Genomic DNA, 26,836 nt, shown 5'->3' with positions numbered 1-26,836 from the left:
CGCGAGTTTCAGGCCCGCGCCGCAAGGCGCGGGCTTTTCTTTGCGCCTCGCGTAAACCTTTCATTCACCAAACCCCAATTCGCGCAGAGCCGTTAACGCTAACTTCTGAAACGACTGGGCAAAGTCGGCGTGTTTTCCGCCCGCGGCCGCCGCGGGCCGCCGGAGTCGCGTCCCATGAGCGTTGCCGAATTCGACCCCAACTACAGGCGTTATGCGCAGCCGCTGCGCGCCCGCCCGGCGGGCGTTCGCGCAGCGATCGGAATAGGCGTCGGCGCGACGCTCATTCTCCTCGCCGCACTCGTCCTTCTTCCGCGCGGACCTCAGATCCCAGAACCGAAAGTCGCGGAGAACGTCGAACAACCGCGCGTTTCTGTCGCGCCATCTCGCAAGATTTCCACCAAGGTTTCCGTCGAAGCCATCGAGGCCTCGGCGCTGATGGCAAAGCCCTTCAGCGCATTCGACATCGCCGCGCCGGAATTCGACCGGGAGAAAAAAACGCTCGCCGTGCGCGACAGCGAGAACGGCTCCGGCCGTATCGACACGATCGCCGTGGGGCAATTCGCCATGGGCGCGCCCTTCATGCGCGTCGATATTCATCAGGACATCGTCGACAAGGAAAAGTCGTCGGATTTCTTCCTCGACATGACCCGACACGCCGCCCAGGCCGGCCTTAACGTCGCGAAGATCGGCCAGCCGAGCGCGCTCATCACCAAATTCGGGGCGTTTGAGACGGCCGAAATACGGCTCTCGCAAACTGCATCCGAAGGCGTCGCGGCGAGCGAACGCAGCTGCCTTGCCGCACGTTTCATCGATGGCAAGCTCGCTCTCGAAATCGCCGGACTGGCATGCGGCGAATCGGCGAAACCGATCGACCGGGTCGCGCTCGGCTGCATGTTGGACCATATCAACTACACGGCGAGTCGGGATAATCCGGCGCTGAACGACTTCTTCGCGCAAGCGGCGTCGACGCGCGCCATTGGCTGCGGCAACATCTCGCGCGACGACCTGACCGCGACCATCCCAGCGCAAAAGAACGCCGCGCGTCCGGCGCAGGGCGCGCGCCGCGCGCATGCGAGGCCATCGCGCCGAGGCGCAGAGATCACGCGCTAGGCAGTCCGCATTCACCCTGACGGCGGATTGCTAGCGGGAAAAGCCCGCTTTAATTCGCTTTTGCGAAACGATCCGCTATTATGATCCTAGGCGTTCAGTCCAAAGGGGATCGTGATGCGCAAGAATAGAGTGCTGTCGGCGGGGCTCGCCTGTCTGGTGTTGTTCGCGGCGGGCGATGCGCTCGCCAAGTCTCGCTATCGCGTCGCCTCGGGCGATGCGTGTTGCGGCCGCGGTCCGATCGACATCCAGCGCCGCAGCTGGCTCGATCCCGGCACCCAGGTGCCGGTCGGCAGCACCAACCGCTACATGGTCCAGCAGACCTACCTCAATCACGATCCGATCGAGCGCAACCAGCGTAGCTGGTATATGCAGGAGACGCTTCCGCAGCGGCCGCCTTATAACGCCAGCATGATCGTGCCTTACGACGAGGGTTTCCCGTTCTGGTGGCCGTAAGTCGGGCTTTTTTCCATAAATCTTGACTTCAGGGGCGCTTTCCTTTAGCTCCCCACGAGCCTGACGCGGCCCGTTCGCGCCAGGCCAGCACCCGTGGCGTTTGCTGCAAACGCCTGTCGGCCGTTATGACGGCAGAGGAGGGCGCGTTCTTGATGCCCCGGCGCTGGCCGGGGGCGGCGAGAGACGCGATTCTGGACGACGTCCGAGCGCAAGGCTCCGGACGATTTTCGTCTGTCGCCTCTCGCACGCAACAAACGCGATGATGAGAGGACGAAGTCAAAGTGACGAAGCGCGCAGAATCAAAATACAAGCTCGACCGCCGCCTGGGCCAGAACATCTGGGGCCGGCCGAAGAGCCCGGTCAACCGCCGCGAATATGGCCCCGGCCAACACGGACAGCGGCGCAAGGGCAAGCTCTCCGACTATGGCACGCAGCTTAAAGCCAAGCAGAAGCTCAAGGGCTATTACGGCAATATTTCCGAAAAGCAGTTTCGCAAATATTATGCGGAAGCGATCCGGTTGAAGGGCGACTCGGGCGATAATCTGATCGGCCTTTTGGAGCGGCGCCTTGACGCGATCGTCTATCGCGCGAAATTCGTTCCGACGGTTTTCGCCGCGCGCCAGTTCGTCAATCACGGCCACATCCGCGTCAACGGCAAGCGCGTCAATATTCCGTCTTATCAGGTGAAGGTCGGCGACGTGATCGAGGTGAAGGAAGCCTCGAAACAGGCGGTGACCGTTCTCGAGGCGGTTCAGCTCGCCGAGCGCGACGCCCCGGAATATTACGACGTCGATCACTCCAAGATGACCGCGAAGCTCGTCCGGGTGCCGCATGCGACGGAGGTGCCCTATCCGGTGCAGATGGAGCCGAACCTCGTCATCGAGTTCTATTCGCGCTAACCTCGACGCGCAGCAATGTGAAGAAGACAGCCGCTTCGAGCGGCTGTTTTTTTATGCCCGAATTGTTGACTGTGGGTCCGCAATCGGAAAGTCTAACGCGCAAAAGCGCCGTCATCGCTTGCGAGCGTTTGAAAAACGGCCGCGCCAAGGGATCGCAGAAGGAGAGGCACGTGTCCGGGCTATCGAAGAAGCGGCCGGCGGAAAAGGAACGCGGTCAGCGTCCCCTCTGGATCGCGATCGGCGGCTTGCTGGTCAGCGTTCTAAGCTACACCATGAGGGACCTGATGCTCGGCGACGTCGTTTTCTGGTTCGGCGTCGTGCTCGCTTTTATAGGCGTGCTTTACTGGTTCATTCGGCCGAAACACGGGCTGTAGCGCCCGGTTAGCGGCCCCCATTCTGCTCGCCAGATTTGATTTGCCACAATTGTCGAAGACGATATGGTCTTTGGCGTCGCAACAGTTACGGACCGCACATGCCCTTCGCTTTTATGCCCCGTCGTCGTTTCCTTGTCGGCGCCGCCTGCGCGCTCCTCGCCGCAATGCCCGCCCTTGCCGAAAAGTCTGCTTCGGGCAAGGTCGCAATTGACGAACTGATGGCGCCGAACGCTCTGCCCGACGTGGTGGAAGGCGCGGCGGACGCTCCCGTGACGATTGTCGAATATGCTTCGATGACCTGCAGCCACTGCGCGGCGTTCCATCACGACGTGTATCCGGAGCTGAAGAAGAACTACATCGACACGGGCAAGGCGAAATTCATTTTGCGGGAGTTCCCGCTCGATCCGCTCGCGACGGCCGCCTTCATGCTAGCGCGCGAACTCGGCGACAAGCGTGACGCGACGGTCGATCTTCTGTTCTCGCAGCAGAAGAACTGGGCCTTCTCCGACAAGCCGCTCGACGGTTTGGCCAATGTCTTGAAACAGGCTGGGATCGGCCAGGAGAAGTTCGAGGCCGTCTTAAAGGATCAGACGCTTTACGAGAACGTCAACAAGGTGCGTAATCGCGCCGCCGAGAAATTTGGCGTCAACTCGACGCCGACCTTCTTCGTCAATGGCGACAAATACACCGGCGAGATCGGCGTCGAGGATTGGGAAAAGATCATCACATCGAAAACCGCAGCGAAGTGATCGCTTCCTGCGCTCGATGGCGGTGTCAAGCCAGCCATGACGGCTCTCAAAGACGCCCTTTAGAACGCCGTCCGCCGCTCTAGCGCCGCCGCAAGCGTTCCCTCGTCGAGATAGTCGAGTTCGCCGCCGACCGGCACGCCGTGGGCGAGACGCGTCACCTTCACGCCGGACGGCGACAGCACATCGGCGATGTAATGCGCGGTCGTCTGTCCATCGACCGTTGCGTTGACCGCAAGCACGACTTCGCTGGTCTCTTCTCCGCGCACACGCGCGACGAGGCTGGCGATGGAGAGATCGTCGGGGCCGACGCCGTCAAGCGGCGACAACACGCCGCCGAGCACGTGATAGCGCGCGTTGAGCAGCCCTGCCCGCTCCAGCGCCCAGAGATCGGCGACCGTCTCGACGACAACCAGGATCGACCCGTCGCGGCGCGCGTCGCGGCAGATCGTGCAGGGATCGCTCGTATCGATATTGCCGCAGACCGAGCAAAGGACGATGCGCTCCTGAGCGATGCGCATCGCTTCGGCGAGCGGCGCCAGCAGTTCTTCGCGTTTGCGGATGAGATGCAACACCGCGCGCCGCGCCGATCGCGGACCGAGCCCCGGCAATTTGGCCAGGAGCTGGACGAGCTTTTCGATCTCGGGACCGGCCACCTTTTCCGCCATAGCCGGATCAAAGCCTCATGTGGTTTCGCGTCACGCCCGCGCTTGTCGCGGGCATCCACGTCAGAATGCTACGTATCATTGGAAGCTTTGCGCGGCGTCATCACGAGGATGGCCGGCTCAAGGCCGGCCATAACGCGAGAATCGCAGCAATACGCATCAGAACGGCAGTTTGAAGCCTGGCGGCAACGGCAACCCGCCGGTGAGCGCTTTCATCTTTTCGGCCATGGCCTCCTCGGCTTTGGCGCGCGCCTGCATGTGGGCCGTGAGGATCAGGTCTTGGAGAATTTCCTTCTCGTCGGGAGTCAACAGACTGGGGTCGATGGAGATGCTTTTCATCCCGCCTTTCGCGGTGAGCGCGACCCTCACCATGCCGCCGCCCGCCTCGCCTTCGACGACCGTCTGTTCGAGCTCCAGCTGCGCTTCGGCCATTTTGGCCTGCATCTGCTGCGCCTGCTTCATCAGGCCCATGAAGTCCATCATTGCGCTTCTCCGTCGTCTTCCTCGATTGGCGACGCGTCATCATAGAGCGTTTCGGTGGACGCCGCGCCCTCGTCCCTGCCCCGAACGGCGACGATCTGCGCGCCGGGAAAACGCGCAAGAACGCTCGCAACGAGCGGATCTGATTCGAGCGAGGAGCGGCGCTTGCGCTCCTCCGCGTCGCGCTGTTCCTTGAGCGTCGGCGCGCCGCCGGAGGCGACGACCGACACCATCCAGCGCTCGCCGGTCCAGGCCTGAAGCCTCTGCATCAGAGTCGACGCCAGTTCACGCGCGCCGCCCGGCGCAAGCTCAAACTCGATCCGTGCATGTTCAAACCGCACCAGCCGCACTTCGGATTCGAGCCCTATCTTGAGGCGCATGTCCCGCTTCTGCGCGGCGAGCGCGACAAGCGCGTCGAAGCTCTCGATGATGAGTCCTGGTTCCGGCGTTGCAGATCTTGGCGCCGGCGCTGCAGTGGGCTGAGGCGTAGCGGCGCGCGGCGCGGGCGCGAGTCCCTGGCCGCCGCTGCGCGCTTGCGGCGCAGCGGCGGGTCCGGCGGGCCCTGCGCTTCGCGTTGAAGGCGCCGCGGAGTCGGCGCTCGATGCGTTCTCGCCAAACCCCAGGCGGCGCAGCGTCTCCGCCGGCGACGGCATGTCGGCGGCGTAAGCGAGCCTAACGAGCACCATGTCGGCGGCCGCCAACGGTCGCTGCGCGCCGCGCAATTCGTCGACGCCTTTCATCAAGATCTGCCAGGCGCGCGTGAGCGTGGGAACGGAAAGGCGCGTCGCCGCGTCTTCGCCGCGACGTTTCTCTTCGGGCGTCAGCGCCGCCGACTGGGCGGTCTCCGGCGCAAGCTTCAGGCGCGTCGCGAGATGCGTGAATTCGGCGAGTTCGAGCAGCACCTGCGCCGGATCGGCGCCGCCGTTATACTGATCTTCGAGAATGGCGATCGCCTTGGCGATATCGCCCGACATCGCCGCTTCGAAAAGGTCGATGATTCGCGCCTTATCGGCGACGCCGAGCATCAGCCGCAGATCCTCGGCGGCGATCGCGCCGCCCCCCGAATGCCCCGCGCCATAGGCGATCGCCTGATCGAGCAAGGACAGCGCATCGCGCGCCGAGCCTTCCGCCGCGCGCGCGATCATGGCGAGCGCATCCGGCTCGATGGCGACGCCCTCGGCCTTGCAGACGCCAAGCAGATGATTGGCGAGCAGACCGGCGTCGATGCGGCGCAGATCAAAGCGCTGGCAGCGCGAGCGCACCGTCACCGGCACCTTGTCGATTTCGGTCGTCGCGAAGATGAACTTCACATGCTCGGGCGGCTCTTCGAGCGTCTTTAAGAGACCGTTGAACGCGGCCTTCGAGAGCATGTGCACTTCGTCGATGATGTAGACTTTGGTCCGCGCCATCACCGGGCGGTAACGGGCGTTGTCGATGATCTCGCGGATGTCGTCGATGCCCGTGTGCGAGGCGGCGTCCATTTCGAGCACGTCGACATGGCGCGAGTCGATGATCGCCTGACAGTGGACGCCGAGCTCCTCCATATGGATCGTCGGCTGATTGATCGCGGGCCGCGCGTCTCCTGCCGGCAGTTCATAGTTGAACGCGCGCGCGAGGATGCGGGCGGTCGTCGTCTTGCCGACGCCCCGCACGCCGGTGAGCAGATAGGCCTGATGAATTCGGTTGAGATCGAAGGCGTTTTCGAGCGTGCGCACCATCGGCTCTTGGCCGATCAGGTCTGCGAAGGTGGTCGGTCGATATTTGCGCGCCAGCACGCGATAGGCCAACGGCGGCGCCTGATCGGCGCCAAACAGCGAAGGTCCGTCATCGGGCCCCAGCGATGGCCTCGGCGGATCGTGCTCGTGGTCCATCTGCATCCATCCGGCGGCAGACGAGCGACGAACAGCGCAGTATATTGCGCCACGCCATTCGCTGCTCGCCGAAGAAGGTGGGAGGCTGAACGAAGACCCGCCCAAGCTCGTTAGGGCTGCTTCCTTCCGGACCTGACCCGGTTGGCGAGTGAAGCGTCCACCGCCAACCTCCCGACCCCTTATTTGGCAGACGAGCGCGCGGGATGCAAGGCTCCGGACCGCGGCCTTTGCCTTACGGCGTTCACCTTTCGCCCGGAGCAGGGGTGCGCGCGCGCGGCGCACTTGCTAAAGAGAGCGCAAATTCGAGGGATTTGCGCTTGAACGCCGTCACCGCCACTTCAGCAGAACGCGAAGCTACGAGCCTTGCGGCCATCCTTGCGCATTTCGCGCGCGAGGGGTTCACACGCTGCGAGCCGCGCCTCCTGCAGCCGGCGCATGTCTTTCTGGATCGATCCGGCGAGGATTTCCGCGGTCGGCTTTACCTGACGAGCGATGGCTCGGGTGCTGAATTTTGTCTGCGGCCGGAATATACGATTCCCGTCTGCCTCGATTACCTCGCCTCCGCTCGGGCGGGCGATCCGGCGGCCTATGCGTATGGGGGCTCGATCTTTCGGGCGCCTGAACATGGCGCGACGGGCGACGGCGAGTTTCTGCAGGCCGGGCTGGAGAGCTTCGGCCGCCCGGACCGCGAAGCCGCGGACGCCGAAATTCTGGCTGCTTCCCTCGACGCCGCGGCGGCGGTCGGCGCGACGGCGCTCAAGGTTCTGATCGGCGACGCCGGTCTCGTCGCCGCCTTCCTCGAACGGCTTGAGATGCCGCCGGTCTGGCGCCGGCGTCTGGCGGCCGGGCACGCGCGCGGCCAGAGAATATCCGATATTTTTGCGGCGCCCGAACGCAATGGCGGATCGGAACAGTCGGGCGTATTGGCGGCCCTGACGAAAGTCGACCCGTCGGATGCGCGCCGTCTCGTCGAGGATCTGCTGTCGATCGCCGGCATCACCGCCGTCGGCGGCCGCAGCGCGGCTGAAATCGCCGAACGCTTTCTCGATCAGGCGACGCTCGCCGAAGGCGCGGGCGTTTCCAACGAAACGCGCGCGCTGGCGGAGACTTTTTTCGCCATCGAAGGCGCGCCCGAGTCAGCTTCCGCAGCCATGCGTCGACTGGCCGCCGACGCGCAGCTTGACCTCTCCGCCGCGCTGGACGCGTTTGACGCGCGCGCTGAGGCCATTAGCGCGCGCGGCCTTACGATTCACGAGATCCGCTTTTCGGCAAGTTTTGCGCGTCATCTCGATTATTACACGGGCTTCGTTTTCGAGGCCCGCCACTCCAGCGACGGCGCGCCGGTGATCGGCGGCGGACGCTACGACCGACTGCTCAAGACGCTCGGCGCGGCGTCGGACATCCCTGCCGTCGGCGCCGCCATCTGGATCGACCGTCTTTCCCCGAGCGCGAGACAAGCATGATGACGCCCGCGCAAAAACTCATCATCGCCTCCCCGTCAAAAGGCCGGCTGCAGGAGAACGCCGCAGCCTTCTTCGCGCGCGCCGGTCTGGAGCTGACGCAAGGCCGCGGCGCGCGCGACTATCGCGGCGCCGTCGCCGGAGTCGAAGGCGCGGAAGTCGCCTATCTCTCCGCTTCCGAGATTACGCGCCGGCTGGCCTTGGGCGAAGCCCATCTCGGCGTCACCGGCGAGGATCTGGTGCGCGAGGAGATCGCCGACGCCGACAAGAAAGTGGAGCTTCTCGCGCCGCTGGGCTTTGGCGCCGCGAATGTCGTCGTCGCGGTTCCGCAAGCCTGGATCGACGTGCGCTATATGAGCGATCTCGCCGACGTCGCCGATGGATTTCGCGCGCGCCACGGCCGCGGGCTGCGCGTCGCGACGAAATACATCAATACAACGCGGCGCTTCTTCGCTACTCATGACGTATCGGACTATCGCATCGTCGAGAGCTCCGGCGCCACCGAAGGCGCGCCCGCCGCAGGCTCCGCCGATCTCATCGTGGACATCACGACGACAGGCGCGACGCTCGCAGCGAATGCGTTGAAGATCATCGAGGACGGCGTCATTCTGCGCTCGCAGGCCAATCTCGTCGCCTCGCTGACGGCGCCTTGGGACAATGCGGCGCGCGAAGCGGCGCGCGTCATTCTCTCGCGCATCGCCGCGGAAGAAGAAGCGCGCACGACCCGCGACGTGCGCGCAAGCCTGCCTACGCTTAGCGAACATATCCTGAAAGAAGCGGAAGCGAACTTCGGCGCCGGATTGCGCGACATCGACGACGGGTCAGCGACGTTCTCCTGCCCGGCGAAAAAGGTTGCGGCGCTCGCCGACTGGCTGATCGCCCGAGGCGCCAAAAGCGTCACCAGCGCGCGGCTCGATTATATCTTCCAGGCGGAGAACGCCTTGTGGAGCAAGCTGGCGGCGCGGCTTGGCTGATGTCATTCCCGACGCTTCGCTTAAAGCGAAGCGATCGGGAATCCAGAGTCGCAACAAGCATTTTGGAAGTCGTTCTGGATTCCCGGTCGGACTTACGTCCGCCGGGAAGGACAAACCGCAAACCGATTCACGCTTCCATCAAGGCGCCGACATGCGCCGCAGCGCTGCGCGCGAGATCTTCCGGCCGATAGCCGCCCTCGAGCAGTGAGACGATGCGTCCCTTGCAACGTCGCGCGGCGATCTCCATCACGCGCAGCGTGACGTCCCTGAAATCTTCGTCGACGAATCTTAATCCGCCAAGCGGATCGTGAAGATGGGCGTCGAATCCGGCGCAAAGAATGATGAGATCGGGCGAAAACGCCTCGACACGCGGCAGAATGCGAGACGCCAGCGCCTCGCGAAATTGCGCGCCGCCGTCGCCCTTTGCGAGCGGCGCGTTGACGATCGTGTCATGCGCGCCGGTTTCGCTCACCGCGCCAGTTCCGGGATAGAGCGGCATCTGATGCGTCGACGCGTAAAGCACGTTTCGATCGCTCCAGAAAATCTCCTGCACGCCATTGCCGTGATGCACGTCAAAATCGACGATGGCGATGCGCGACGCGCCATGCGCCGCGCGCGCACGCAGCGCCGCCACGGCGGCGTTATTGAAAAAGCAAAAGCCCATCGGCGCATCGCGCGTCGCATGATGTCCCGGCGGCCGCATGGTGACGAACGCGTTCTTGGCGTCGCCGCGCATCACCGCATCGACGGCCGCCAGCGCGCCCCCGGCTGCGCGCAGCGCCGCTTCATGCGTGGCGCCGTTCATGACGATGTCCGGACCTATATGCGCATATCCCTCTGCAGGCGCCGATTGCGCAAGATGCGCGAGGTGTTCAAAACTATGCGCGCGCAACAAAGTTTCCTGCGCCGCTAAAGGCGCCTCGGCGCGCATGAGGCCGGCGAAGCGCGGGTCGTCAAGCGCGCGCAGAACCGCCCGAAGGCGCTCCGGCCGCTCGACATGCGCCGGCCCCATGTCATGCGCCAGCGCCGCACGGTGCGTGACGAGCAGGGTCGAGGCTGTTGCAGCGCGCGCGCGGAAGCCGGCAAGGCTTGCGCCGGCGCCGGCGATCGCCGCCCGGCGCGTAAAGGCGGCGTCGTAACTTTTTCGCGCCATTTCCAGTCCGCTCGCTTCTTAGGACCGTCCAAGGACTGTCAGCCAATTTCGATTTGACAGCAAGAAACGCATTGCGGCGGTGGGCGCAAAAGTTCGATGATGCGCGACATGCAGACGAACGACCCGACGCAGGCACATTCGCTCGACCTCGATGAGACGCGCTGGGCGGCGGTTGTCGCGCGCGATGCGCGCCGAGACGGCGACTTTTACTATTGCGTCGAAACGACCGGCGTCTATTGCCGTCCCTCCTGCCCCTCGCGGCCGGCGAAGCGCGCCAATGTGCGCTTTTGCGCCACGGCCGCCGAAGCGGAGGCGGCAGGGTTTCGTCCGTGCCGCCGTTGTCGGCCAGAGGCGCCGCCGCAACAGGAACAGGATGCAGCGAAGATCGCCCGGGCCTGCCGAATGATCGAAGCGGCCGAAGCGCCGCCGACGCTCGCGCAGTTGGCGCGCGGCGCCGGACTTAGCTCCTATCACTTCCACCGACTGTTTTCGCGCATTTGTGGCGTCACGCCCAAGGCCTATGCTCAGGCGCACCGGCGCACGCGCCTGCACGAAGAACTGAAGGAAAGCCGCACCGTGACAGATGCAATCTATGGCTCGGGCTATCATTCAAGCGCGCGGTTCTACGCAACGGCGCAGGACACGTTGGGCATGACGGCAAGCGCCTATCGCGCCGGGGCGCCGCGCGAAGCCATTCGCTTCGCCATCGGCCAATCGTCTCTGGGCGCGGTGCTCGTCGCGGCCAGCACGAAGGGCGTTTGCGCCATTTCGCTCGGCGACGACCCTGAAGAACTGCTGCGCGATCTGCAACATCGATTTCCGCGCGCGACTCTCATCGGCGGCGATGAGTCGTTCGAACGCTATGTCGCCGCGGCGGTCGGCATGGTGGAGCGGCCACAATCATCTTTCGATCTGCCGCTCGATATGCGCGGCACGGCCTTTCAGCAGCGCGTCTGGGCCGCGCTGCGCGACATTCCGGCGGGAGCAACGGCGAGCTATGCCGACATTGCGAAACGCATCGGCGCGCCGAAGGCGACGCGCGCGGTGGCGGGCGCCTGCGCGGCCAATCCGGTGTCGCTCGCGGTTCCTTGCCATCGTGTCGTGCGCAGCGACGGCGCACTTTCCGGCTACTATTGGGGCGTGGAGCGCAAACGCGAGCTGCTCAAACGTGAACGCAAGCCGTGAATGTGCGGCGCCCTACGCGCTTCGCAGCGCGGCATATTCTTCATTGATCGCGTCGTGCAGCTCTTTCCACAGAGCGTTGATGCGCACGTCCGGCCCCCAATTGTAGAGCGCCTTGGCGACCTCCGCGATCGTCTCATTGATGGGCTCGCTTTCCCCCTCCTCCAATTCGAGAGAGAAGAGCTTCGGCGGCGCTTCGCCTTTCCAGGCGTCCCAATGTTCGTTCGAATAATTGGAGACGCCGCGCTGCGCCGCGAGCAGTTTCGGCGTATATTTGGCGAAGCGGCGATGCAGAGGTCCGTCCGACTTTTCTGCACGATAGGCGTCGCGCACAAAAAAATAGCGCACATGCTGCAGTTCATGCGCAAGGCAGCAGCCAAGGCGCGCGTGGCTCATGTTCGGGTCGAAATAGATTTCAATGCGGCCGTCGGGAAAGGACTGTCCCTCCGAAGTGAAGCTTTGGCCAAGATAGTTGAACGTCTTTTTCTGTGGGCTGAGGGTCACTTTGCTGACGTCGCAGCCGAACTCCGCCACGAGCGCCGCGAGCGTTTGCCGCTTCCTTAAGAAATCGGGCGCGTTTTCGATCTCGCTCACTGTCTGCACAGCTTGGACAGCGGGCGCCGAGCGCCGTGCGGCATGCCTTGAGCGGAGAAAAGACAGCGCGTCAAAACCCCGCCGCTCACGTCCTAGGCGCACTTCCGAACGGCTCCTCATGCGTGATCACCCAATCGAATTCCGGATGCGCCGCGGCGACATGCTCCCACCATCGCCGCCCGTCCTGCAAGCGCGGCGAGAGATCATTGACCCGCAGCAGCTGGAACGCGCCGGGACGCTCCTTTACCCCGGCGATGACGGCCTCCACCATCGCCCGCCCCAAGCCGCGCTGCAAAGAGTTGATCTGTTCGAAAACCAGCGACGGCGGCTCATAGGCGCCGGCGAGCAAAAGCGCGATCCCAGACGCCTCCGTCCCCTCGGGCGTGGTGATCAATTTCGAGGAGGTCGACGCTTTGATTTCAAAGAACCCGCGCCCGTACGGCCGCGCGTCGACATAGAGGCCGAGAGCCGCGAGATTGCGGGAGATCGCCTCGGCGATCGCCAGCATCGCTGGGTCCGGCTGTTGAGCCACCGGCGTCCTCCGCCAGAACCGCAAGACCTCCCAAAACGCCATCATACGATCTCACACGATCCCAATGTTTGGCGCGAGATACCCCCCTTTGCGGGGAGGTCGGCGATCCCAGCCAAGTTTACGCAATCTGCGTAAACTTGGCGGCGGGATCGCCGGGCGGGGAACCTCACGTCCTCAAGCGAAATTTTTCCCCACCCGTCCCCGTAAAGGGGAGGGGTACGCAAACGCCCAGCCTTTATCCGATGCCGGCCCCCATCGCCGTGCCCTTCCCGTCGTTCCGTGCGATAAAGGGCCATGGCGACACCGATTCGCAATGCTTTCGACCCCGGCTTTGGCGTTTATGTCCATTGGCCGTTTTGCCTGTCGAAATGCCCCTATTGCGACTTCAACAGCCACGTGAGGCGCGGCGACGTCGACGAGGACCGCTTCGTCGAGGCCTTCAGCGCGGAGCTTGCGCATCGCGCCGCGCTGACGCCCGGGCGCGAAGTCCGCTCGATCTTCTTTGGCGGCGGCACGCCGTCATTGATGGCGCCTTCGACGGCTCAAGCCATTCTCTCCCAGATTTCGAGCCACTGGCCCCTCGCCAAGGACTGCGAAATCACGCTCGAAGCCAATCCGACGAGCGTCGAGGCCTCGCGTTTCAAGGGCTTCAAAGCCGCAGGCGTCAACCGTGTCTCGCTCGGCTTGCAGGCTCTGAACGACATCGACCTGCGCGCCCTCGGGCGGCAGCACTCGGTCGCGGAAGCCCTCATGGCGCTCGACGTCGCCAATTCGGTCTTCGAGCGCACATCCTTCGATCTGATCTACGGCCGCACGGGCCAGACGGCCGCCGCCTGGCGAAAAGAGCTGGAGCTGGCGCTCACCCGTTCGCCCGAGCATGTCTCGCTCTATCAGCTGACGATCGAGCCGGACACGATGTTCGAGCGCATGGTCAACGCCGGCAAGATGGCGTTGCCCGACGTCGAAACGCAGCGCGCGCTCTGGGACGTCACGCAGGAAGTCACCGCCCGCGCCGGCCTGCCGGCTTACGAAGTCTCCAATCATGCGCGGCCCGGCGCGGAGTGTCGGCACAATCTGGTCTATTGGCGCTACGGCGAATATGTCGGCGTCGGTCCCGGCGCGCATGGGCGGGTGGTCACGCCGCGCGGTCGGCGCGCCCAGTCCACCGAGCGGCATCCCGAGATGTGGCTGACCTGCGTCGAGACCGAAGGCCACGGCATCATCGAGGATGAATTGCTCTCGTCCGAGCAGGAAGGCGACGAATTCCTGCTGATGGGGCTGCGGCTGCGCGAAGGCGTCGATCCGCAGCGCTATTTCCTGCTGACCGGCAAGCGCCTGTCGCAATCGCGCATCAGCGAACTCATCGGCGACGGGCTGGTCGAATTCACCCGCGACAACAGGCTGCGCGTGAGCTCCGAAGGTTTTCCGGTGCTCGATGCGGTCGTCGCCGATCTCGCCGCTTAGCGGCGCTCCGCGGCTCTTGGCGCAATGGTCGCGACAGTGACCTATATCGTAAGGCTCTCCGCTCCCTGCCCCCTCTGATGCAGACTCGGTGAGCGCCCTTCTAGCGGCGAGCTACTCAACTCTGTTGGCGTCGCATTACGAAAGGGCTTTGCTCGAGCGAGCCTTGCCTTTCATGACAAAGGCGAATCCAACACTCCTCGCCTCTGGCGCCTTCTACGTCGCGCAGAGCAGCCATGGCGAACTCATCGGCTGCGGAGGCTGGTCGCTTGAGCGTCCAGGAACTGCAAAGATCGTCCGAGGGGAAGCGCATATCCGCCATTTTGCGACCCATCCCGACTGGACCCGCTTGGGCGTCGGGTGTTCCATTATGAATCAGTGCTGCATCGACGCCAAGGCTCGAGACGTAAGCGAACTTCATTGTTGCTCGACGTTCGCCGCCGAAAATTTTTACAAGGCGTTAGGCTTCAAAACCGTAACGGGGGCAGATATCCCTCTCGACTCGGAGGTCTCATTCCCGGCTCTTCTGATGCAGCACGCATTGCCGTGAGCAAGATGTCAGCCACATGGACGCGTCGGCCTCCGCACATACGACGAACCTGGGAATGCAACCGGCGCCGCTCCAACAAGCGGCGCCGGCTTCGCAATATGCGGCTGATGCGCCGGGCGAACTTAACGTCGATAGAGCTGCTCTAGCGCATCCGCGCCGAGGAGCTCGCGAAGACGGCCAAGGATCAGCAGCACGACGCCGAACGTCGCCAGCGACATCCAGCCGAAAAAGACGAAGCCCCAGTGCAGCGGACCTGCAAAGCCTTCGTCCATCGCCCAGAACGTGTGACCCCATTCATTGAATCCCACATTCGGGATCGTCATGAAGACGCCGACGACAAGAACCACGAAGGCGAGAGAATATCCCTTCGCGAAAGTCGGCAGACGCGTTTTCGCATAGAAGAACGCGCCGAGACCGATGATCGCAAAGAGCGGATATGCAATATAGAAGGTGATGATATTACTCGGCGTGAAATCGGTGTCGCGCACGGCGGTCATGTGCCAGACAGCCGTCTGCTCCGAAAAGAAGCTTAAGCCCCAAAACAGGGCGAGCGAGAAAACGAGCAGCCACTGGACGAGATAAACGAGCCGTCGCATTTCGGCTGCGGCTCCTAACTTCGCCAGATCGCGATCGCGCGTGCGCCACAGAAAGCCGACAAGGCCGATCGCGCCCGAGCACGACGCGAGAATCGCAAATTGCAACAGGCCCATCCAGTAGAGCTGAAACTCTGGCGAGAAGGAATCGAGACCAAATCTCCAGGCGAAAAGTTGTTCGTAGAGGCGCAGGATAGCCACGAACAGCATCAAGGCCGGAACGCCGATAAGAACGGGCCTGGTGTCGATAATTCGTTCAGCGCTTCGGGCGGCGGAACGGGCCTCTGTTTTTGTCATGCTCATAAGTCATCTCCAAAAGACTGTTTTTGCGGGGCATGAAAGCCCCTTCGAACGGTTTGATGCGCGCGTGGCGGTCGCCGCTTCTGCTCTCGCAGCGGTGGCGGCAGGATCGTTTGAAAGATTCGTCGCGAACGCGCTCTCGCCGACGTCGCCATCGTAAGGATGGCGGCTGCGTTGAAATTTCAGCGCGAGAAAACCTTCAGCCCTCGCGGGGAGGAGCTCGTGGCGATTGTGGCGCGCGCCGTGGCTCGATGCGCGGCGCCTGACTGGACGTCTCCAGCGGAGGCGAATGAGCCTCACTCGGAAAAATCAGAGCGGTCGAAAGAACAGGCTTGGAAGGAGGCGCGTCCAGCGCGCCATTGTGAAGAATGCAACAAAATCCGTGGCGATGGCGTTCGTTTGGGAAAAGTGGCGGCTCGCCGCTCACCGCATCCTGCGGCGCGCAGACCGTTCCGAAAGCGACGCCTTCTCCCAGCGCAACGGCGCCCGTGCTCGTGGTCTGCGCGAGCATAAGGAAGGCGATGAGCGCGGCAAAAATGCGCGCGCGCTGACGTGTCCGCTGGAAGATTGGATCCACCGTGGCCTCTCGGGTTCCAAGCACCGAACTTAGGTTTCAATCATGGGCGCGGTCAAGCGAGGTGACGAAAACCCTGTGCGACGAAGCGACGCGTCGATTTTTGATGCAAGACAAAACAATGCGCCATTGCTTCGCTCTGGTCTGCAATCGCTCGCTAATCAGATAGTCCGCCGAGTCGACGCCGGCCTCTCGCCGAGTCAACCGCGTTTCAAGCGTCACCCCACCTGCCCCCGATGGCGCAGGAAGTGGTCGGCGAGCACGCAAGCCATCATCGCTTCGCCCACCGGCACGGCGCGAATGCCGACGCAGGGATCGTGACGGCCCTTGGTGACGATGTCTGTCTCCTTGCCGAAGCGATCAATCGTGCGGCGCGGCGTCAGAATCGACGACGTCGGCTTCACCGCGAAGCGCACGACGATGGGCTGGCCTGTCGAAATGCCGCCGAGCACGCCGCCGGCGTTATTGGACAAAAACTGCGGTCCGCCTTTTCCGGCGCGCATTTCGTCGGCGTTGTCTTCACCGGTCAGCTCGGCGGCGGCGAAGCCCGCGCCGATCTCGACGCCCTTCACCGCATTGATCGACATCATCGCCGCGGCGAGATCGGCGTCGAGCTTGCCGTAAACCGGCGCGCCCCAACCGACCGGAACGCCCTCGGCGACAATCTCGATCACCGCGCCGATGGAAGAGCCGTCCTTGCGCACGTCGTCGAGATAGTTCGCCCATAGTTCCGCCGCGCGCGCGTCGGGGCAAAACAGCGGATTGCGCTCGACCTCCGCCCAATCGAAATGCGCGCGATCGATTCTGTGCGGACCCACCTGCACCAGCGCGCCGCGAATCGTCACGCCGGCGATCACCTTGCGCGCGACCGCCCCGGCGGCGACTCGCGCCGCGGTTTCCCGCGCCGACGAGCGCCCGCCGCCGCGATAGTCCCGCACGCCATATTTCGCGTCGTAGACGTAATCGGCGTGGCCGGGCCGATATTTGTCGGCGATCTCGCCATAGTCCTTGGAGCGCTGGTCAGTATTTTCGATCACGAGCGCGATCGGCGCGCCGGTCGTCACTTGTCGGCCATCGCCGTCAGAAAAAACGCCCGAAAGAATCTTTACCTCGTCGGCCTCCCGCCGCTGCGTGGTGAAGCGCGATTGTCCCGGCTTGCGCTTGTCCAGAAAGCCCTGGATCTCCTCCGCATCCAGCGGAATTTTCGGCGGACAGCCGTCAACGATCGCGCCGAGCGCCGGCCCATGGCTCTCGCCAAAGGTGGTGACGCGGAAAAGATGGCCGAAACTGTTGTGGGACATGCGATCTTCTAGGCTTGGCGCCGGCGACGGTCAAACGGGCGGTTTCCGGCGCCCGCGTCATGACGCGGCGCGCGCGCGCCGCTAAGATAGGCGCATGACCCTCACGCATAAGCCCGTCGGCCCCGGGAGCCACATCTTCCTCGTCGACGGCTCCTCCTTCGTCTTTCGCGCCTATTTCCAGTCGATCCGACAGGATGCGAAATATAACTATCGCTCCGACCGGCTGCCGACCGGCGCCGTCCGGCTGTTCTGCACGAAGCTGTTGCAGTTCGTGCGCGAAGGCGCGGCCGGCGTGACGCCCACGCATCTCGCCATCATCTTCGACAAGAGCGAGCATTCCTTCCGAAAGGACCTTTATCCCGACTACAAGGCGCATCGCTCCGAACCGCCGGACGATCTCATTCCGCAATTCCCGCTGATGCGCGCCGTCGTGCGCGCTTTCGGCCTCACCCCGATCGAACAGGACGTCTACGAGGCCGACGATCTCATCGCCACCTATGCGACGCAGGCGCAGGCCAAGGGCGCGGACGTGCTGATCGTTTCGGCCGATAAGGATCTGATGCAGCTCGTCGGTCCCGGCGTCAGAATGTACGACCCCGCCTCGGGAATAGCCGGAACGAAAGGCGCGCGCGAAGAACGCCTCATCGGCGACGCCGAGGTCGTCGATTATTTCGGCGTGACGCCGGACAAGGTCGTCGACGTGCAGGCGCTCGCAGGCGATTCCACTGACAATGTGCCGGGCGCAAAAGGCATCGGCATTAAGACCGCGGCTCAGCTCATCAACGAATATGGCGATCTCGAAACGCTGCTCGCTAAGGCGCCCGGCATCAAGCAGCCGAAGCGACGCGAGGCGCTGACCGAGCCGGATGCGGTCGCGCGCATCCTTCTTTCAAAAACGCTCTGCGAACTGGTGCGCGACGTCCCTCTGGAAACCTCGCTCGAAGAGCTTGGCCTTCATCAACCCGACGCGGCGAAGCTTATCGCTTTTCTGCAGGCGATGGAGTTCACGACGATCACCCGCCGCGTCGCTGAAATGTATGGGGTCCAGGCGCAGGATATCGAGCCGGATCCCGGTTATGTCGGCGCGGCCGGCTGGCGCGGGCGCGACGGCGAAGTGTCCGAGATCGCGTCGCCTGCTGCTGAAGCGCCGCACCGCGCCGAGAAGCCGACAAGCGACGCCCTCACGCCTGCGAACCTCGTCGCCGCGCGTCTCGCCGAAGCGAAGGCGGTCAAGATCGACCGCTCCAGCTATGAGACGGTCGTCTCGACCGAACGTCTGGATGACTGGATCACGGAAGCCGTTGGCGCAGGACTCGTCGCGATCAATGTCGAAACGACCTTGCCGGACCCGATGCGTTGCGAACTCATCGGCGTCTCCTTGGCGACCGCGCCGGGACGCGCCTGCTATATCCCGATTCAGCATCGCTCGGGCGACTCGGCCGACCTTTTTTCCGGCGCCAATTTGATCGAAGGACAGATCCCGTTCGACGCGGCTCTCGCGCGATTAAAGCCATTGTTTGAGGACGCCGCGATCCTCAAAATCGCGCACAACATGAAGCATGATCTGCTGGTTCTTTCGCGCTACGGAATCGACGTCGCGCCGATCGACGACGCCATGCTCATGTCCTACGCACTGGACTCCGGACGTCGCGACCATCGTCTCGAAGAGTTGGCGCGAAACTATTGCGGCCATGACGCTCTGACCTTCGCCTCCGTCGCCGGCGCGGGCCGCAATTTCCTCGGCTTTGCCCGCGCTGCGCTCACGGCGGCGACGGAATACGCCGCGGAACAGGCGGACATTGCCCTGCGCCTTTGGCGCGTGCTGAAGCCGCGGCTCTTGGCCGAGCGCATGACTGCCGTCTACGAGACATTGGAGCGGCCGATGGTCGCGACGCTCGCGCGCATGGAGCGAAGGGGCGTCATGGTCGAGCGCGCGACCCTGTCGCGGCTCTCAGGCGAATTTGCGCAGGACATGGCGCGTCTCGAGGCCGAGATCTTCGAACTCGCCGGCGAGAGTTTCAACCTTGGCTCGCCCAAGCAGTTGGGCGACATACTTTTCGGCAAGATGGGGTTGCCCGGCGCGAAGAAAACGGCGACCGGCGCCTGGTCGACTTCCGCAAGCGTTCTCGAAGACCTCGCCGTCGCCGGCAATGATTTTTCGCGCCGCATTCTCGATTGGCGACAGCTCTCCAAGCTCAAGAGCACCTACGCCGACGCCCTGCCCGGCTATATCAACGCCGAGACCGGTCGCGTGCACACGAGCTATGCGCTCGCCGCCACGACGACGGGACGGCTCTCTTCATCCGAGCCCAATCTGCAGAACATTCCCGTACGCAACGAGGCCGGCCGCAAAATCCGCAAGGCTTTTGTCTCGGCGCCCGGCCATGTGCTGATCTCTGCGGATTATTCGCAGATCGAGTTGCGGCTGCTCGCCCATATCGCCGACATTCCTCAGCTCAGACGCGCCTTCGCCGAAAATCTCGACATTCACGCGATGACGGCGAGCGAGATGTTCAATGTGCCCATCAAGGACATGCCGCCCGAAACGCGCCGCCGCGCCAAGGCGATCAACTTCGGCATCATCTACGGCATTTCCGCCTTCGGCCTCGCCAATCAGCTCAGCATTCCACGTGAAGAGGCGAGCGCCTATATCAAGCGCTATTTCGAGCGCTTTCCTGGCATTCGCGACTACATGGATTCAACGCGCAAGACGGTGCGCGAAAAAGGCGAAGTCTCAACGATTTTTGGCCGAATCTACCACTTCCCCGGCATCTCATCGGCCAATGCGTCCGACCGCGCCTTCTATGAGCGCGCGGCGATCAACGCGCCGATCCAGGGCGCGGCCGCGGACATCATCAGACGCGCCATGGTACGGATGGATGACGCGCTCGCACGCGCCGGACTATCGGCGCAGATGCTTCTGCAGGTGCATGACGAGCTTGTCTTCGAAGCGCCGAACGATGAAGCCGAGGCGACGATCGAACTCGCGCGCCGCGTCATGGAGCAGGCGCCTGCGCCCGCCGTCCATCTTGCCGTGCCGCTGAAAGTCGATGCCCGCGCCGCCGCCAATTGGGACGAAGCGCACTGAGGGCGCGTATGATTTCCGTCTAAACCAGTTGGGGGTCATTCCCGACGCGCGAAGCGCGATCGGGAATCCAGAGCAAGACCAACATTCTTGAGTTGGCTCTGGATTCCCGGTCAGGCCTTCGTCCTGCCGGGAATGACAGGCCCACCAAACTGGTCAATCGCGATTCGTATCACAAGCCCGGACCGTCGCCGCTGCGCGTTTCTCCCGACGCGAGTCCAAAATTTAGTCGCAGCCAGAATCGCTCATGAAGATAATAGAGCGCGAAGATCGCGATCATTTCAACGCCGGTGATTTCGGCGGCGAGTGTGGCGCTCTGAACGAAAGCGTAGACGATCAGGAAGGTCGATATGCTCGCCGGCAGGAGCCAGGTGAGCGCCTTCGCCAGGCTGCGCGTCGTGGTCGGTCGAAACGACTCCCGCGCCAGCGGCAGTCCTTCCATGGAGGCGTAGCTGAGCTCCGCCAGCGGCGGCGCGACGCGGCCGTTCGATGCGGCGACGGCTTTGACCATGCCGACCGCAACCGTTTCATTGGTGATGCGGTCGATGAGAATGAATCCGCCGGTTTCGCGGTTCTCGCCATAGGGATCGCAGGCGATCACGGTCTCGAGCGACAGGCGCGCGCCGCCGATCTCGTTGAAGGCGAGCGTCGACCCTTCAGGAAGCGGCTGCGGCAGGCCGGTTTCGATGTCGATTCGCGCATCGACCGTAGTCACGGCGGCCGGCGCAGTCTTCGTCCCGAGCTTTAAGAGATAGCTCTTGCCGACGACAAGAGGCTCACGCACCAGCCACAACAGCTTCGCTTCGAGACGATCGCCGGTCTTGGCCGGCGAGACCGGCGAACACAAAAGATCGCCGCGCGAAATGTCTATCTCTTCGGTGAGCGTGAGGGTCGCCGATTGGCCGGAAACGGCGCTCTCGAGATCGCCGTCGAAGGTCACGATCCTCGCGACGCGCGTGTCGCGCCCCGAAGGCAGAACGCGCACGATGTCACCCGGCTGAATATTGCCGCCGCTGATGAAGCCGGAGAACCCGCGGAAGTCGAGATTGGGCCGATTCACCCATTGCACGGGCATGCGGAAGGGCGCGATCCGCGTGGCGTCCTCCACCGCGACGCCCTCAAGATAGGAGAGCAGCGGCGGCCCATCGTGCCAGGGCATATTGGCGCTGTGGTGGACAAGATTATCGCCATCCTTGGCGACAAGCGGCACGACATGGATGGAGGCGAAGCGAAGATGGTCGGCGAAGGCATGAAAATCCGCTTCGATCTTGCGGAACGTCTCTTCGCTGTAGCCGACGAGATCCATCTTGTTGACGGCGACGACGACATGGCGGACGCCGAACATCGAGGTGATGACGCTGTGACGTCGTGTTTGCGGCAGAATTCCCTTGCGCGCGTCGACAAGCAGAATGGCGAGTTCCGCGGTTGAGGCGCCGACGGCCATGTTGCGGGTGTATTGCTCGTGGCCCGGCGTGTCGGCGACGATGAACTTGCGCCTGTCGGTCGCGAAATAGCGATAGGCGACGTCGATGGTGATGCCCTGTTCGCGCTCGGCCGCAAGCCCGTCGACGAGCAAGGCGAAATCCAGGTCTTCGCCCTGAGTGCCATGCTTTTTCGAATCGCTTTCCAGCGCCGCGATGATGTCGTCGGGCGCAAGATCGGCGTCGTACAGTAGACGACCGATCAGCGTCGATTTGCCGTCGTCGACCGAGCCGCAGGTGATGAACCGCAAGAGCGGCTTTTCGCCGACCAACCGCGCTGGCGCGCGCGACGGCGATGCGGCAGCGACGGCGCCGTGCATGTCAGAAATATCCTTCCTGCTTCTTTTGCTCCATGGAGCTGGAGCCGTCGTGGTCGATGAGCCGCCCTTGGCGCTCCGAGGAGCGGCTTTCGCGCATCTCCGTAATGATCTCTTCGAGACTGGCCGCATCGCTTTCGATGCCGCCGGTCAACGGATAGCAGCCGAGCGTGCGGAAGCGCACCATCTTATGTTCAATCGATTCGCCGGGCGCGAGCTCCATGCGGGCGTCGTCGACCATGATGAGCGTGCCGCTGCGGCGCACGACCGGCCGCTCCTTGGCGAAATAGAGCGGAACAACGGGGATGTTCTCGCGCGCGACGTAGTCCCAAATGTCCGCCTCGGTCCAATTAGACATCGGGAAGACGCGCAGGCTCTCGCCCGGCGCCTTTCGCGTATTGTAGAGACGCCAGAATTCGGGGCGCTGATTCTTCGGGTCCCAGCGGTGCTGCGCGGTTCGAAAGGACAGCACGCGCTCCTTGGCGCGGGATTTTTCCTCGTCGCGGCGTGCGCCGCCGAACGCGGCGTCGAATTTATACTTGTCCAGCGCCTGCTTCAGCGCCTCGGTCTTCATGATCTCGGTGTGCAGCTTCGAGCCATGAACGAAGGGACTGATGTTCATCTCAATCCCTCTGGGATTGATATATTCGATGAGTTCGAGGCCAAGCTCCTTCATGCGACGATCGCGAAACTCGATCATCTCGCGAAATTTCCAGGTCGTATTGACATGGAGCAGCGGAAACGGCGGCTTGGAGGGATAAAAGGCCTTCATGGCGACGTGCAGCATCGCCGCCGAATCCTTGCCGATCGAATAGAGCATCACCGGCCGTTCGCACTCGGCGACGGTCTCGCGCATGATATGAATGCTCTCGGCCTCGAGGCGATCGAGATGGCCCAGCGAACGTGTCGCAAGCGCCGTCATAGGCTCGCCTCCTGCGGCGCGCCGCGACGCAACACGCCGTCTTCGCCGACATGCAGGCCGCATTCCTTCTTGTTGTCTTCTTCCCACCACCAGCGTCCGGCGCGTTCGTCCTCACCGGGCAGCACCGCGCGCGTGCACGGCGCGCAGCCGATCGATAGAAATCCCTTGGCGTGGAGATCGTTGATCGGCACTGAAAACTCCTCGACCGCGGCGACGACCGCGTCGCGCGTGTAATCTGCGAGCGGATTGAGCTTGAGCACCCTGTGCGTCTCATCGAAGGCGATGAGCGGCGCCTCGGCGCGCGCCTGCGACTGATCCGCGCGAAGCCCCGTCACCCAGCCGGAAACACCCTCGAGCAGCCGCGACAGCGGTTCAACCTTGCGAACATGACAGCAGGCCTTGCGCGCGTCCACGGACTTATAAAAGCCGTTGATCCCCTGCTCCTCGATGAGCGCTTCGAGCGGCGCGGCCTGCGGGTAAACCGCGCGAATACGCCGCGCATAGCGCGCTTCGGTGCGCTCCCACAGCTCATAGGTTTCGGGAAAGAGCCGCCCCGTGTCGATCGTCGCGACGTCGATATCGAGGCCCTGCGTGAAGATCGAATGCGCGATGAACTGATCCTCGACGCCAAAACTCGTGGTGAAGACGATCCGGCCGGGAATGAACTCGCGCACGAGCAGCAAACGATGATCGAGATCGAGCGGCGCCAGTCGCGGCGCCAGCGTTTCGGGGATCGAAGGCTTCATGAACGCACCGCCTTTCGGCGCGCTTCGAGGATCGAGCCGCGCCCGGCGTAGCCACGCTGATAGCTCATTGAATAGGCGTTGAGCGCGGCGCGCCACTGTCCTTCGTCCTGGCGTTCGGCCAGATCGTCGGGGATTTCGATCGTATCGAAGCCGCAGCCGATCGCGTGCGGATATTGGTCGGCGACGAGACGCCCGCTGGCCCGCAACTCGCCTTTGAACGCCGCCCGCCGCAACAGGCGCGCCAAAGAGAAGCCGCGGCCGTCAGCGAAAGCCGGGAAAGCGATCGAGATGAGGTCGAGCCGCGGCAGGGCCGCGATGAGCGCCGACGGTTCCGTCGTGTTCGGAATGATCACGCCGAACGTGGCCGTCGGCCCGAGGACCTCCACGGCATGTTCGAGTCGCGGCAACGACACGATGAACTTGCCGGTCTTCGGCAGCGCTTCCTCGTCGGCAAGTCGGCGCCATGCATCCTCGATGAAGCGGCCGTCAGATATCAGCGCCATCTTCGCCCTCCCGACGCAGAACGTCTTTGAACCGCGCATGACCGATCCGGCGCCAGGTGTCGATGAAGGCTTCGCCCTCCTCGCGCTCGGCGAGATAGTAGTCAACGAGATGTTCGACGACGTCGGGCACCTGCTCGGCGGTGACCCCAGGTCCCAGAATTTCGCCGATCGACGCGGAGAAGGTCGGGTCGCCGCCGAGCGTGATCTGATAGGATTCCTGGCCCTTCTTCTCCAGGCCGAGAATGCCGATCGCGCCGACATGGTGATGACCGCAGGCGTTGATGCAGCCTGAGATCTTGACGCCGAGTTTGCCGATGCGCCGCTGCCTCGACATGTCGGAGAAGCGCTTCGAGATCGCCTGCGCGATGGGAATCGAGCGCGCGGTGGCGAGCGAGCAATAGTCGAGACCGGGGCACGAGATGATGTCGGAGACGAGACCGGCGTTCGCCGTCGCAAGACCAGCGGCGTCGAGCATGCTCCACAGGGCGAAAAGATCGTCCTGCTTCACATGCGGCAGGATGATGTTTTGCTCATGGCTGACGCGCAGCTCGCCAAAACCGAAGCGCTCGCTCGCCTCGGCGAGCACGCGCATCTGTTCGGACGTCGCGTCGCCTGGAACGCCGCCGATGGGCTTCAACGAAACGGTGACGATGGCGTAGCCGGGGATCTTGTGCGCGCCGACGTTGACATCGACGAAATTGGCGAAAGCCGGCGTCTCCAGTTTCGCGGCGCGCAGCAAGGCGGACGTCGCCGGCAGCGACTCATAGGGCGGCGGCGCGAAGAAAGCGGCGATGCGCGCAAACTCCTCAGGGTCGTGGTCGAATGCCGAGCGGTCCATCGCCGCGAATTCGGCTTCGACCGCGGCGCGGATTTCGTCAATTCCCTTCTCGTGGACGAGAATTTTGACTCGCGCCTTGTATTTGTTGTCGCGCCTGCCGAAGCGGTTATAGACGCGCAGGATCGCCTCGAGAAAGGCGAGCAGATCCTCGCGCGGCACGAAGTCGCCGACGACCTTGCCGATAAAGGGCGAACGGCCGAGTCCGCCGCCGACCACGACCTGATAGCCGATCTCTCCCGTATCGTTCTTGACAACGCGCAGGCCGATGTCATGCACCAGGATGGCGGCGCGATCATGCGCGGCGCCTGTCACCGCAATCTTGAACTTGCGCGGCAGGAACGAGAACTCCGAATGCAGGCTCGACCATTGGCGGAGAAACTCGGCGGTCGGCCGAGGATCTTCGATCTCGTCCGGCGCGACGCCGGCGAAGTGATCGGCCGTCACATTGCGAATGCAATTGCCCGACGTCTGGATGGCGTGCATCTCGACGTCCGCCAGCGATTCCAGAATGTCCGGCGTATCGACGAGCTTGGGCCAATTGTATTGGAGGTTCTGGCGCGTCGTGAAATGGCCGTAGCCCTTGTCCCATCTATCCGCGATATCGGCGAGCCGGCGCATCTGCCGCGCCGTCAGCGTGCCATAGGGAATGGCGACGCGCAGCATATAGGCGTGTAGCTGCAGATAGAGTCCGTTCATCAGCCGGAACGGGCGGAACTCCTCTTCCGTCAGCGCGCCGGAAAGTCGCCGATTGACCTGCTCACGAAATTCCGCGACGCGTTCGCTTACAAAAGCCGCGTCATATTCATCGTAACGATAGGTGGTCATCGGCGCATTGGGCCGCTGCGCCACACGCAGATCGACCGCCGTCATAGCGCGCCCTCGCCCGCCTGCTTGCCGAGATCAAGGCGAACGCTCGGTCCCTTCACGCGCATCTTCTCTCGATAATGTAACGGCGTCGGCGCGCCGTCGCTCCCGATCTCGACGTCGGCGAGATAGACGTCGACCACGCGATTGGCTGAAATGTCGCCCTTGCCCAAGGCTTCGAGCGCGGCGGCCTCGTCGGCCTTCCGCGCGACGCGCGCGCGACGGTGGTCGCGCTCCCAGCCCGAGGGGCCGAGAAACACCACTTCGCCGTCCGTCAAATTCGACGCGATCAGGATCTGGGGATGTTTGAAGACGGGCATCACGTTTCCTGCGCCAGCTTTAGCCGAAGGCCGCTCATCTCATCGGACCAGATGATCTGGCAGGAGAGACGCGAGTTTTCGTAAAGCATCGGCAATTCATCGAGCTTTTCGACTTCCTCTTCGCGCGGCGGCGGCACGCGGCAGGCCGATTCCGCGTCGAGAACGACGTGGCACTCCGCACATGCAAGAGCGCCGCCACAAGTGTTGTCCATGCCGACCCCATGGTCGCGCAAGATCTCCATCAGCCGCCAGCCTTCGACGGCTTCGAGTTCATGGACAACGCCGCTGCGATCCTCGACGTGCAGGGTCGGCAGACTCTGCTGCGACGATTCGGCGGGCCGCCGCGCGACGATATTCTCGATATTGCTCATGCCTTGACGCGCCGACCTGGTCCGCGCCAGCCAGCAGCCACGGACGTTCTGTATTTCGAACGCATAAACCTCCAAACCGCACGAATGTCAATTCACGACCATATTGTGGTGCTTGTG

General features: G+C 63.4%; 26 protein-coding genes and 1 other RNA gene. 11 read left to right on the top strand and 16 right to left on the bottom strand.

The annotated features are described in order from the left end of the window. Positions 1-174: 174 nt before the first annotated feature. The 5 genes from IYY11_RS18445 to IYY11_RS18425 all read left to right on the top strand — a co-directional run bounded on the left by IYY11_RS18445 (position 175) and on the right by IYY11_RS18425 (position 3,585). Positions 175-1,110: a hypothetical protein gene (locus IYY11_RS18445; RefSeq protein ID WP_196405192.1), complete on the top strand. Its 936-nt coding sequence runs from the start codon at positions 175-177 to the stop codon at positions 1,108-1,110. A 114-nt stretch (positions 1,111-1,224) separates the two neighbouring features. Further along, positions 1,225-1,563, top strand: a complete 339-nt coding sequence (locus tag IYY11_RS18440) for a hypothetical protein (protein ID WP_196405191.1) — start codon at positions 1,225-1,227, stop codon at positions 1,561-1,563. A gap of 281 nt (positions 1,564-1,844) precedes the next feature. Next, positions 1,845-2,462, top strand: a complete 618-nt coding sequence (gene rpsD / locus IYY11_RS18435; RefSeq protein WP_029650358.1) for a 30S ribosomal protein S4 — start codon at positions 1,845-1,847, stop codon at positions 2,460-2,462. Between the two features lie 170 nt (positions 2,463-2,632). Beyond that, complete coding sequence (locus IYY11_RS18430; protein WP_018408888.1) at positions 2,633-2,836, top strand: hypothetical protein; 204 nt, start codon at positions 2,633-2,635, stop codon at positions 2,834-2,836. A 98-nt stretch (positions 2,837-2,934) separates the two neighbouring features. Further along, positions 2,935-3,585: a DsbA family protein gene (locus IYY11_RS18425; protein ID WP_196405190.1), complete on the top strand. Its 651-nt coding sequence runs from the start codon at positions 2,935-2,937 to the stop codon at positions 3,583-3,585. Between the two features lie 59 nt (positions 3,586-3,644). Here the strand turns inward: IYY11_RS18425 and recR are convergent, their stop codons facing one another. The 4 genes from recR to ffs all read right to left on the bottom strand — a co-directional run bounded on the left by recR (position 3,645) and on the right by ffs (position 6,771). Then, positions 3,645-4,250, bottom strand: a complete 606-nt coding sequence (gene recR / locus IYY11_RS18420; RefSeq protein ID WP_196405189.1) for a recombination mediator RecR — start codon at positions 4,248-4,250, stop codon at positions 3,645-3,647. Between the two features lie 156 nt (positions 4,251-4,406). After that, on the bottom strand, positions 4,407-4,730 hold the full coding sequence (locus IYY11_RS18415; RefSeq protein WP_192879583.1) for a YbaB/EbfC family nucleoid-associated protein: 324 nt from the start codon (positions 4,728-4,730) through the stop codon (positions 4,407-4,409). Continuing rightward, a complete protein-coding gene (locus tag IYY11_RS18410; RefSeq protein WP_246720076.1) occupies positions 4,727-6,598 on the bottom strand; it encodes a DNA polymerase III subunit gamma/tau in 1,872 nt (623 codons plus the stop codon). The genes IYY11_RS18415 and IYY11_RS18410 overlap by 4 nt, the downstream gene beginning before the upstream one ends. A gap of 76 nt (positions 6,599-6,674) precedes the next feature. Continuing rightward, an RNA gene (ffs, locus tag IYY11_RS18405) (signal recognition particle sRNA small type) lies at positions 6,675-6,771 on the bottom strand. Between the two features lie 138 nt (positions 6,772-6,909). Between ffs and IYY11_RS18400 the strand changes: the two genes are divergently transcribed. Continuing rightward, positions 6,910-8,061, top strand: coding sequence for an ATP phosphoribosyltransferase regulatory subunit (locus IYY11_RS18400; protein ID WP_196405389.1), 1,152 nt, complete (start codon positions 6,910-6,912; stop codon positions 8,059-8,061). Next, on the top strand, positions 8,061-9,032 hold the full coding sequence (gene hisG / locus IYY11_RS18395) for an ATP phosphoribosyltransferase (RefSeq protein WP_196405388.1): 972 nt from the start codon (positions 8,061-8,063) through the stop codon (positions 9,030-9,032). Before IYY11_RS18400 ends, hisG begins: the two co-directional genes overlap by 1 nt. A gap of 127 nt (positions 9,033-9,159) precedes the next feature. Here the strand turns inward: hisG and IYY11_RS18390 are convergent, their stop codons facing one another. Continuing rightward, entirely contained in the window at positions 9,160-10,185 is a 1,026-nt protein-coding gene (locus IYY11_RS18390) for a histone deacetylase family protein (protein WP_196405187.1), read from the bottom strand. A 108-nt stretch (positions 10,186-10,293) separates the two neighbouring features. On the opposite strand from IYY11_RS18390, the gene ada reads away from it, so the two are divergent. Continuing rightward, entirely contained in the window at positions 10,294-11,370 is a 1,077-nt protein-coding gene (gene ada / locus IYY11_RS18385; protein ID WP_196405186.1) for a bifunctional DNA-binding transcriptional regulator/O6-methylguanine-DNA methyltransferase Ada, read from the top strand. A 12-nt stretch (positions 11,371-11,382) separates the two neighbouring features. On the opposite strand, the gene IYY11_RS18380 is transcribed toward ada, so the two are convergent. Then, the gene (locus IYY11_RS18380; protein ID WP_312029752.1) at positions 11,383-11,961 is read right to left on the bottom strand and encodes a hypothetical protein; all 579 of its coding nucleotides are present in this window, start codon (positions 11,959-11,961) and stop codon (positions 11,383-11,385) included. Between the two features lie 85 nt (positions 11,962-12,046). Continuing rightward, a complete protein-coding gene (locus tag IYY11_RS18375) occupies positions 12,047-12,493 on the bottom strand; it encodes a hypothetical protein (protein ID WP_312029751.1) in 447 nt (148 codons plus the stop codon). Between the two features lie 294 nt (positions 12,494-12,787). Here IYY11_RS18375 and hemW point away from each other — a divergent pair, with 294 nt between their 5' ends. Next, the gene (hemW, locus tag IYY11_RS18370) at positions 12,788-13,957 is read left to right on the top strand and encodes a radical SAM family heme chaperone HemW (protein WP_196405184.1); all 1,170 of its coding nucleotides are present in this window, start codon (positions 12,788-12,790) and stop codon (positions 13,955-13,957) included. 172 nt (positions 13,958-14,129) lie between these two features. Then, positions 14,130-14,504 carry a GNAT family N-acetyltransferase gene (locus IYY11_RS18365; RefSeq protein WP_246720074.1) on the top strand — a complete coding sequence of 125 codons (375 nt, stop codon included), beginning with the start codon at positions 14,130-14,132 and terminating at the stop codon, positions 14,502-14,504. A gap of 122 nt (positions 14,505-14,626) precedes the next feature. Here IYY11_RS18365 and IYY11_RS18360 read toward each other — a convergent pair whose 3' ends face one another. Together IYY11_RS18360 and aroC are read right to left on the bottom strand one after the other, a co-directional pair. Continuing rightward, complete coding sequence (locus IYY11_RS18360; protein ID WP_196405183.1) at positions 14,627-15,400, bottom strand: methane monooxygenase/ammonia monooxygenase subunit C; 774 nt, start codon at positions 15,398-15,400, stop codon at positions 14,627-14,629. A gap of 789 nt (positions 15,401-16,189) precedes the next feature. Further along, on the bottom strand, positions 16,190-17,272 hold the full coding sequence (gene aroC, locus IYY11_RS18355; RefSeq protein WP_196405182.1) for a chorismate synthase: 1,083 nt from the start codon (positions 17,270-17,272) through the stop codon (positions 16,190-16,192). Positions 17,273-17,366: 94 nt separating this feature from the next. Here aroC and polA point away from each other — a divergent pair, with 94 nt between their 5' ends. Further along, positions 17,367-20,360, top strand: coding sequence for a DNA polymerase I (gene polA, locus IYY11_RS18350; protein ID WP_196405181.1), 2,994 nt, complete (start codon positions 17,367-17,369; stop codon positions 20,358-20,360). Between the two features lie 169 nt (positions 20,361-20,529). Here polA and cysN read toward each other — a convergent pair whose 3' ends face one another. From cysN to IYY11_RS18315, 7 genes are read right to left on the bottom strand one after another with little or no spacing between them, the layout of a single operon-like run. Continuing rightward, the gene (gene cysN / locus IYY11_RS18345) at positions 20,530-22,158 is read right to left on the bottom strand and encodes a sulfate adenylyltransferase subunit CysN (protein ID WP_196405180.1); all 1,629 of its coding nucleotides are present in this window, start codon (positions 22,156-22,158) and stop codon (positions 20,530-20,532) included. A 1-nt stretch (position 22,159) separates the two neighbouring features. Then, positions 22,160-23,077, bottom strand: coding sequence for a sulfate adenylyltransferase subunit CysD (gene cysD / locus IYY11_RS18340; protein WP_196405179.1), 918 nt, complete (start codon positions 23,075-23,077; stop codon positions 22,160-22,162). Next, positions 23,074-23,823 carry a phosphoadenylyl-sulfate reductase gene (locus tag IYY11_RS18335; RefSeq protein ID WP_196405178.1) on the bottom strand — a complete coding sequence of 250 codons (750 nt, stop codon included), beginning with the start codon at positions 23,821-23,823 and terminating at the stop codon, positions 23,074-23,076. The genes cysD and IYY11_RS18335 overlap by 4 nt, the downstream gene beginning before the upstream one ends. Then, complete coding sequence (locus IYY11_RS18330; protein WP_196405177.1) at positions 23,820-24,326, bottom strand: DUF934 domain-containing protein; 507 nt, start codon at positions 24,324-24,326, stop codon at positions 23,820-23,822. The genes IYY11_RS18335 and IYY11_RS18330 overlap by 4 nt, the downstream gene beginning before the upstream one ends. Continuing rightward, on the bottom strand, positions 24,310-26,034 hold the full coding sequence (locus IYY11_RS18325) for a nitrite/sulfite reductase (protein ID WP_196405176.1): 1,725 nt from the start codon (positions 26,032-26,034) through the stop codon (positions 24,310-24,312). The genes IYY11_RS18330 and IYY11_RS18325 overlap by 17 nt, the downstream gene beginning before the upstream one ends. After that, complete coding sequence (locus IYY11_RS18320; protein ID WP_196405175.1) at positions 26,031-26,348, bottom strand: DUF2849 domain-containing protein; 318 nt, start codon at positions 26,346-26,348, stop codon at positions 26,031-26,033. Before IYY11_RS18320 ends, IYY11_RS18325 begins: the two co-directional genes overlap by 4 nt. Continuing rightward, a complete protein-coding gene (locus IYY11_RS18315; RefSeq protein ID WP_196405174.1) occupies positions 26,348-26,719 on the bottom strand; it encodes a ferredoxin in 372 nt (123 codons plus the stop codon). The genes IYY11_RS18320 and IYY11_RS18315 overlap by 1 nt, the downstream gene beginning before the upstream one ends. Between the last annotated feature and the right edge of the window lie 117 nt (positions 26,720-26,836).

It is taken from the genome of Methylocystis sp. H62, assembly GCF_015709515.1.
Lineage (GTDB): Bacteria > Pseudomonadota > Alphaproteobacteria > Rhizobiales > Beijerinckiaceae > Methylocystis.
The sequence above is the reverse complement of the archived record's forward strand: the minus strand, read 5'-3'. Positions and strand labels throughout refer to the sequence as shown.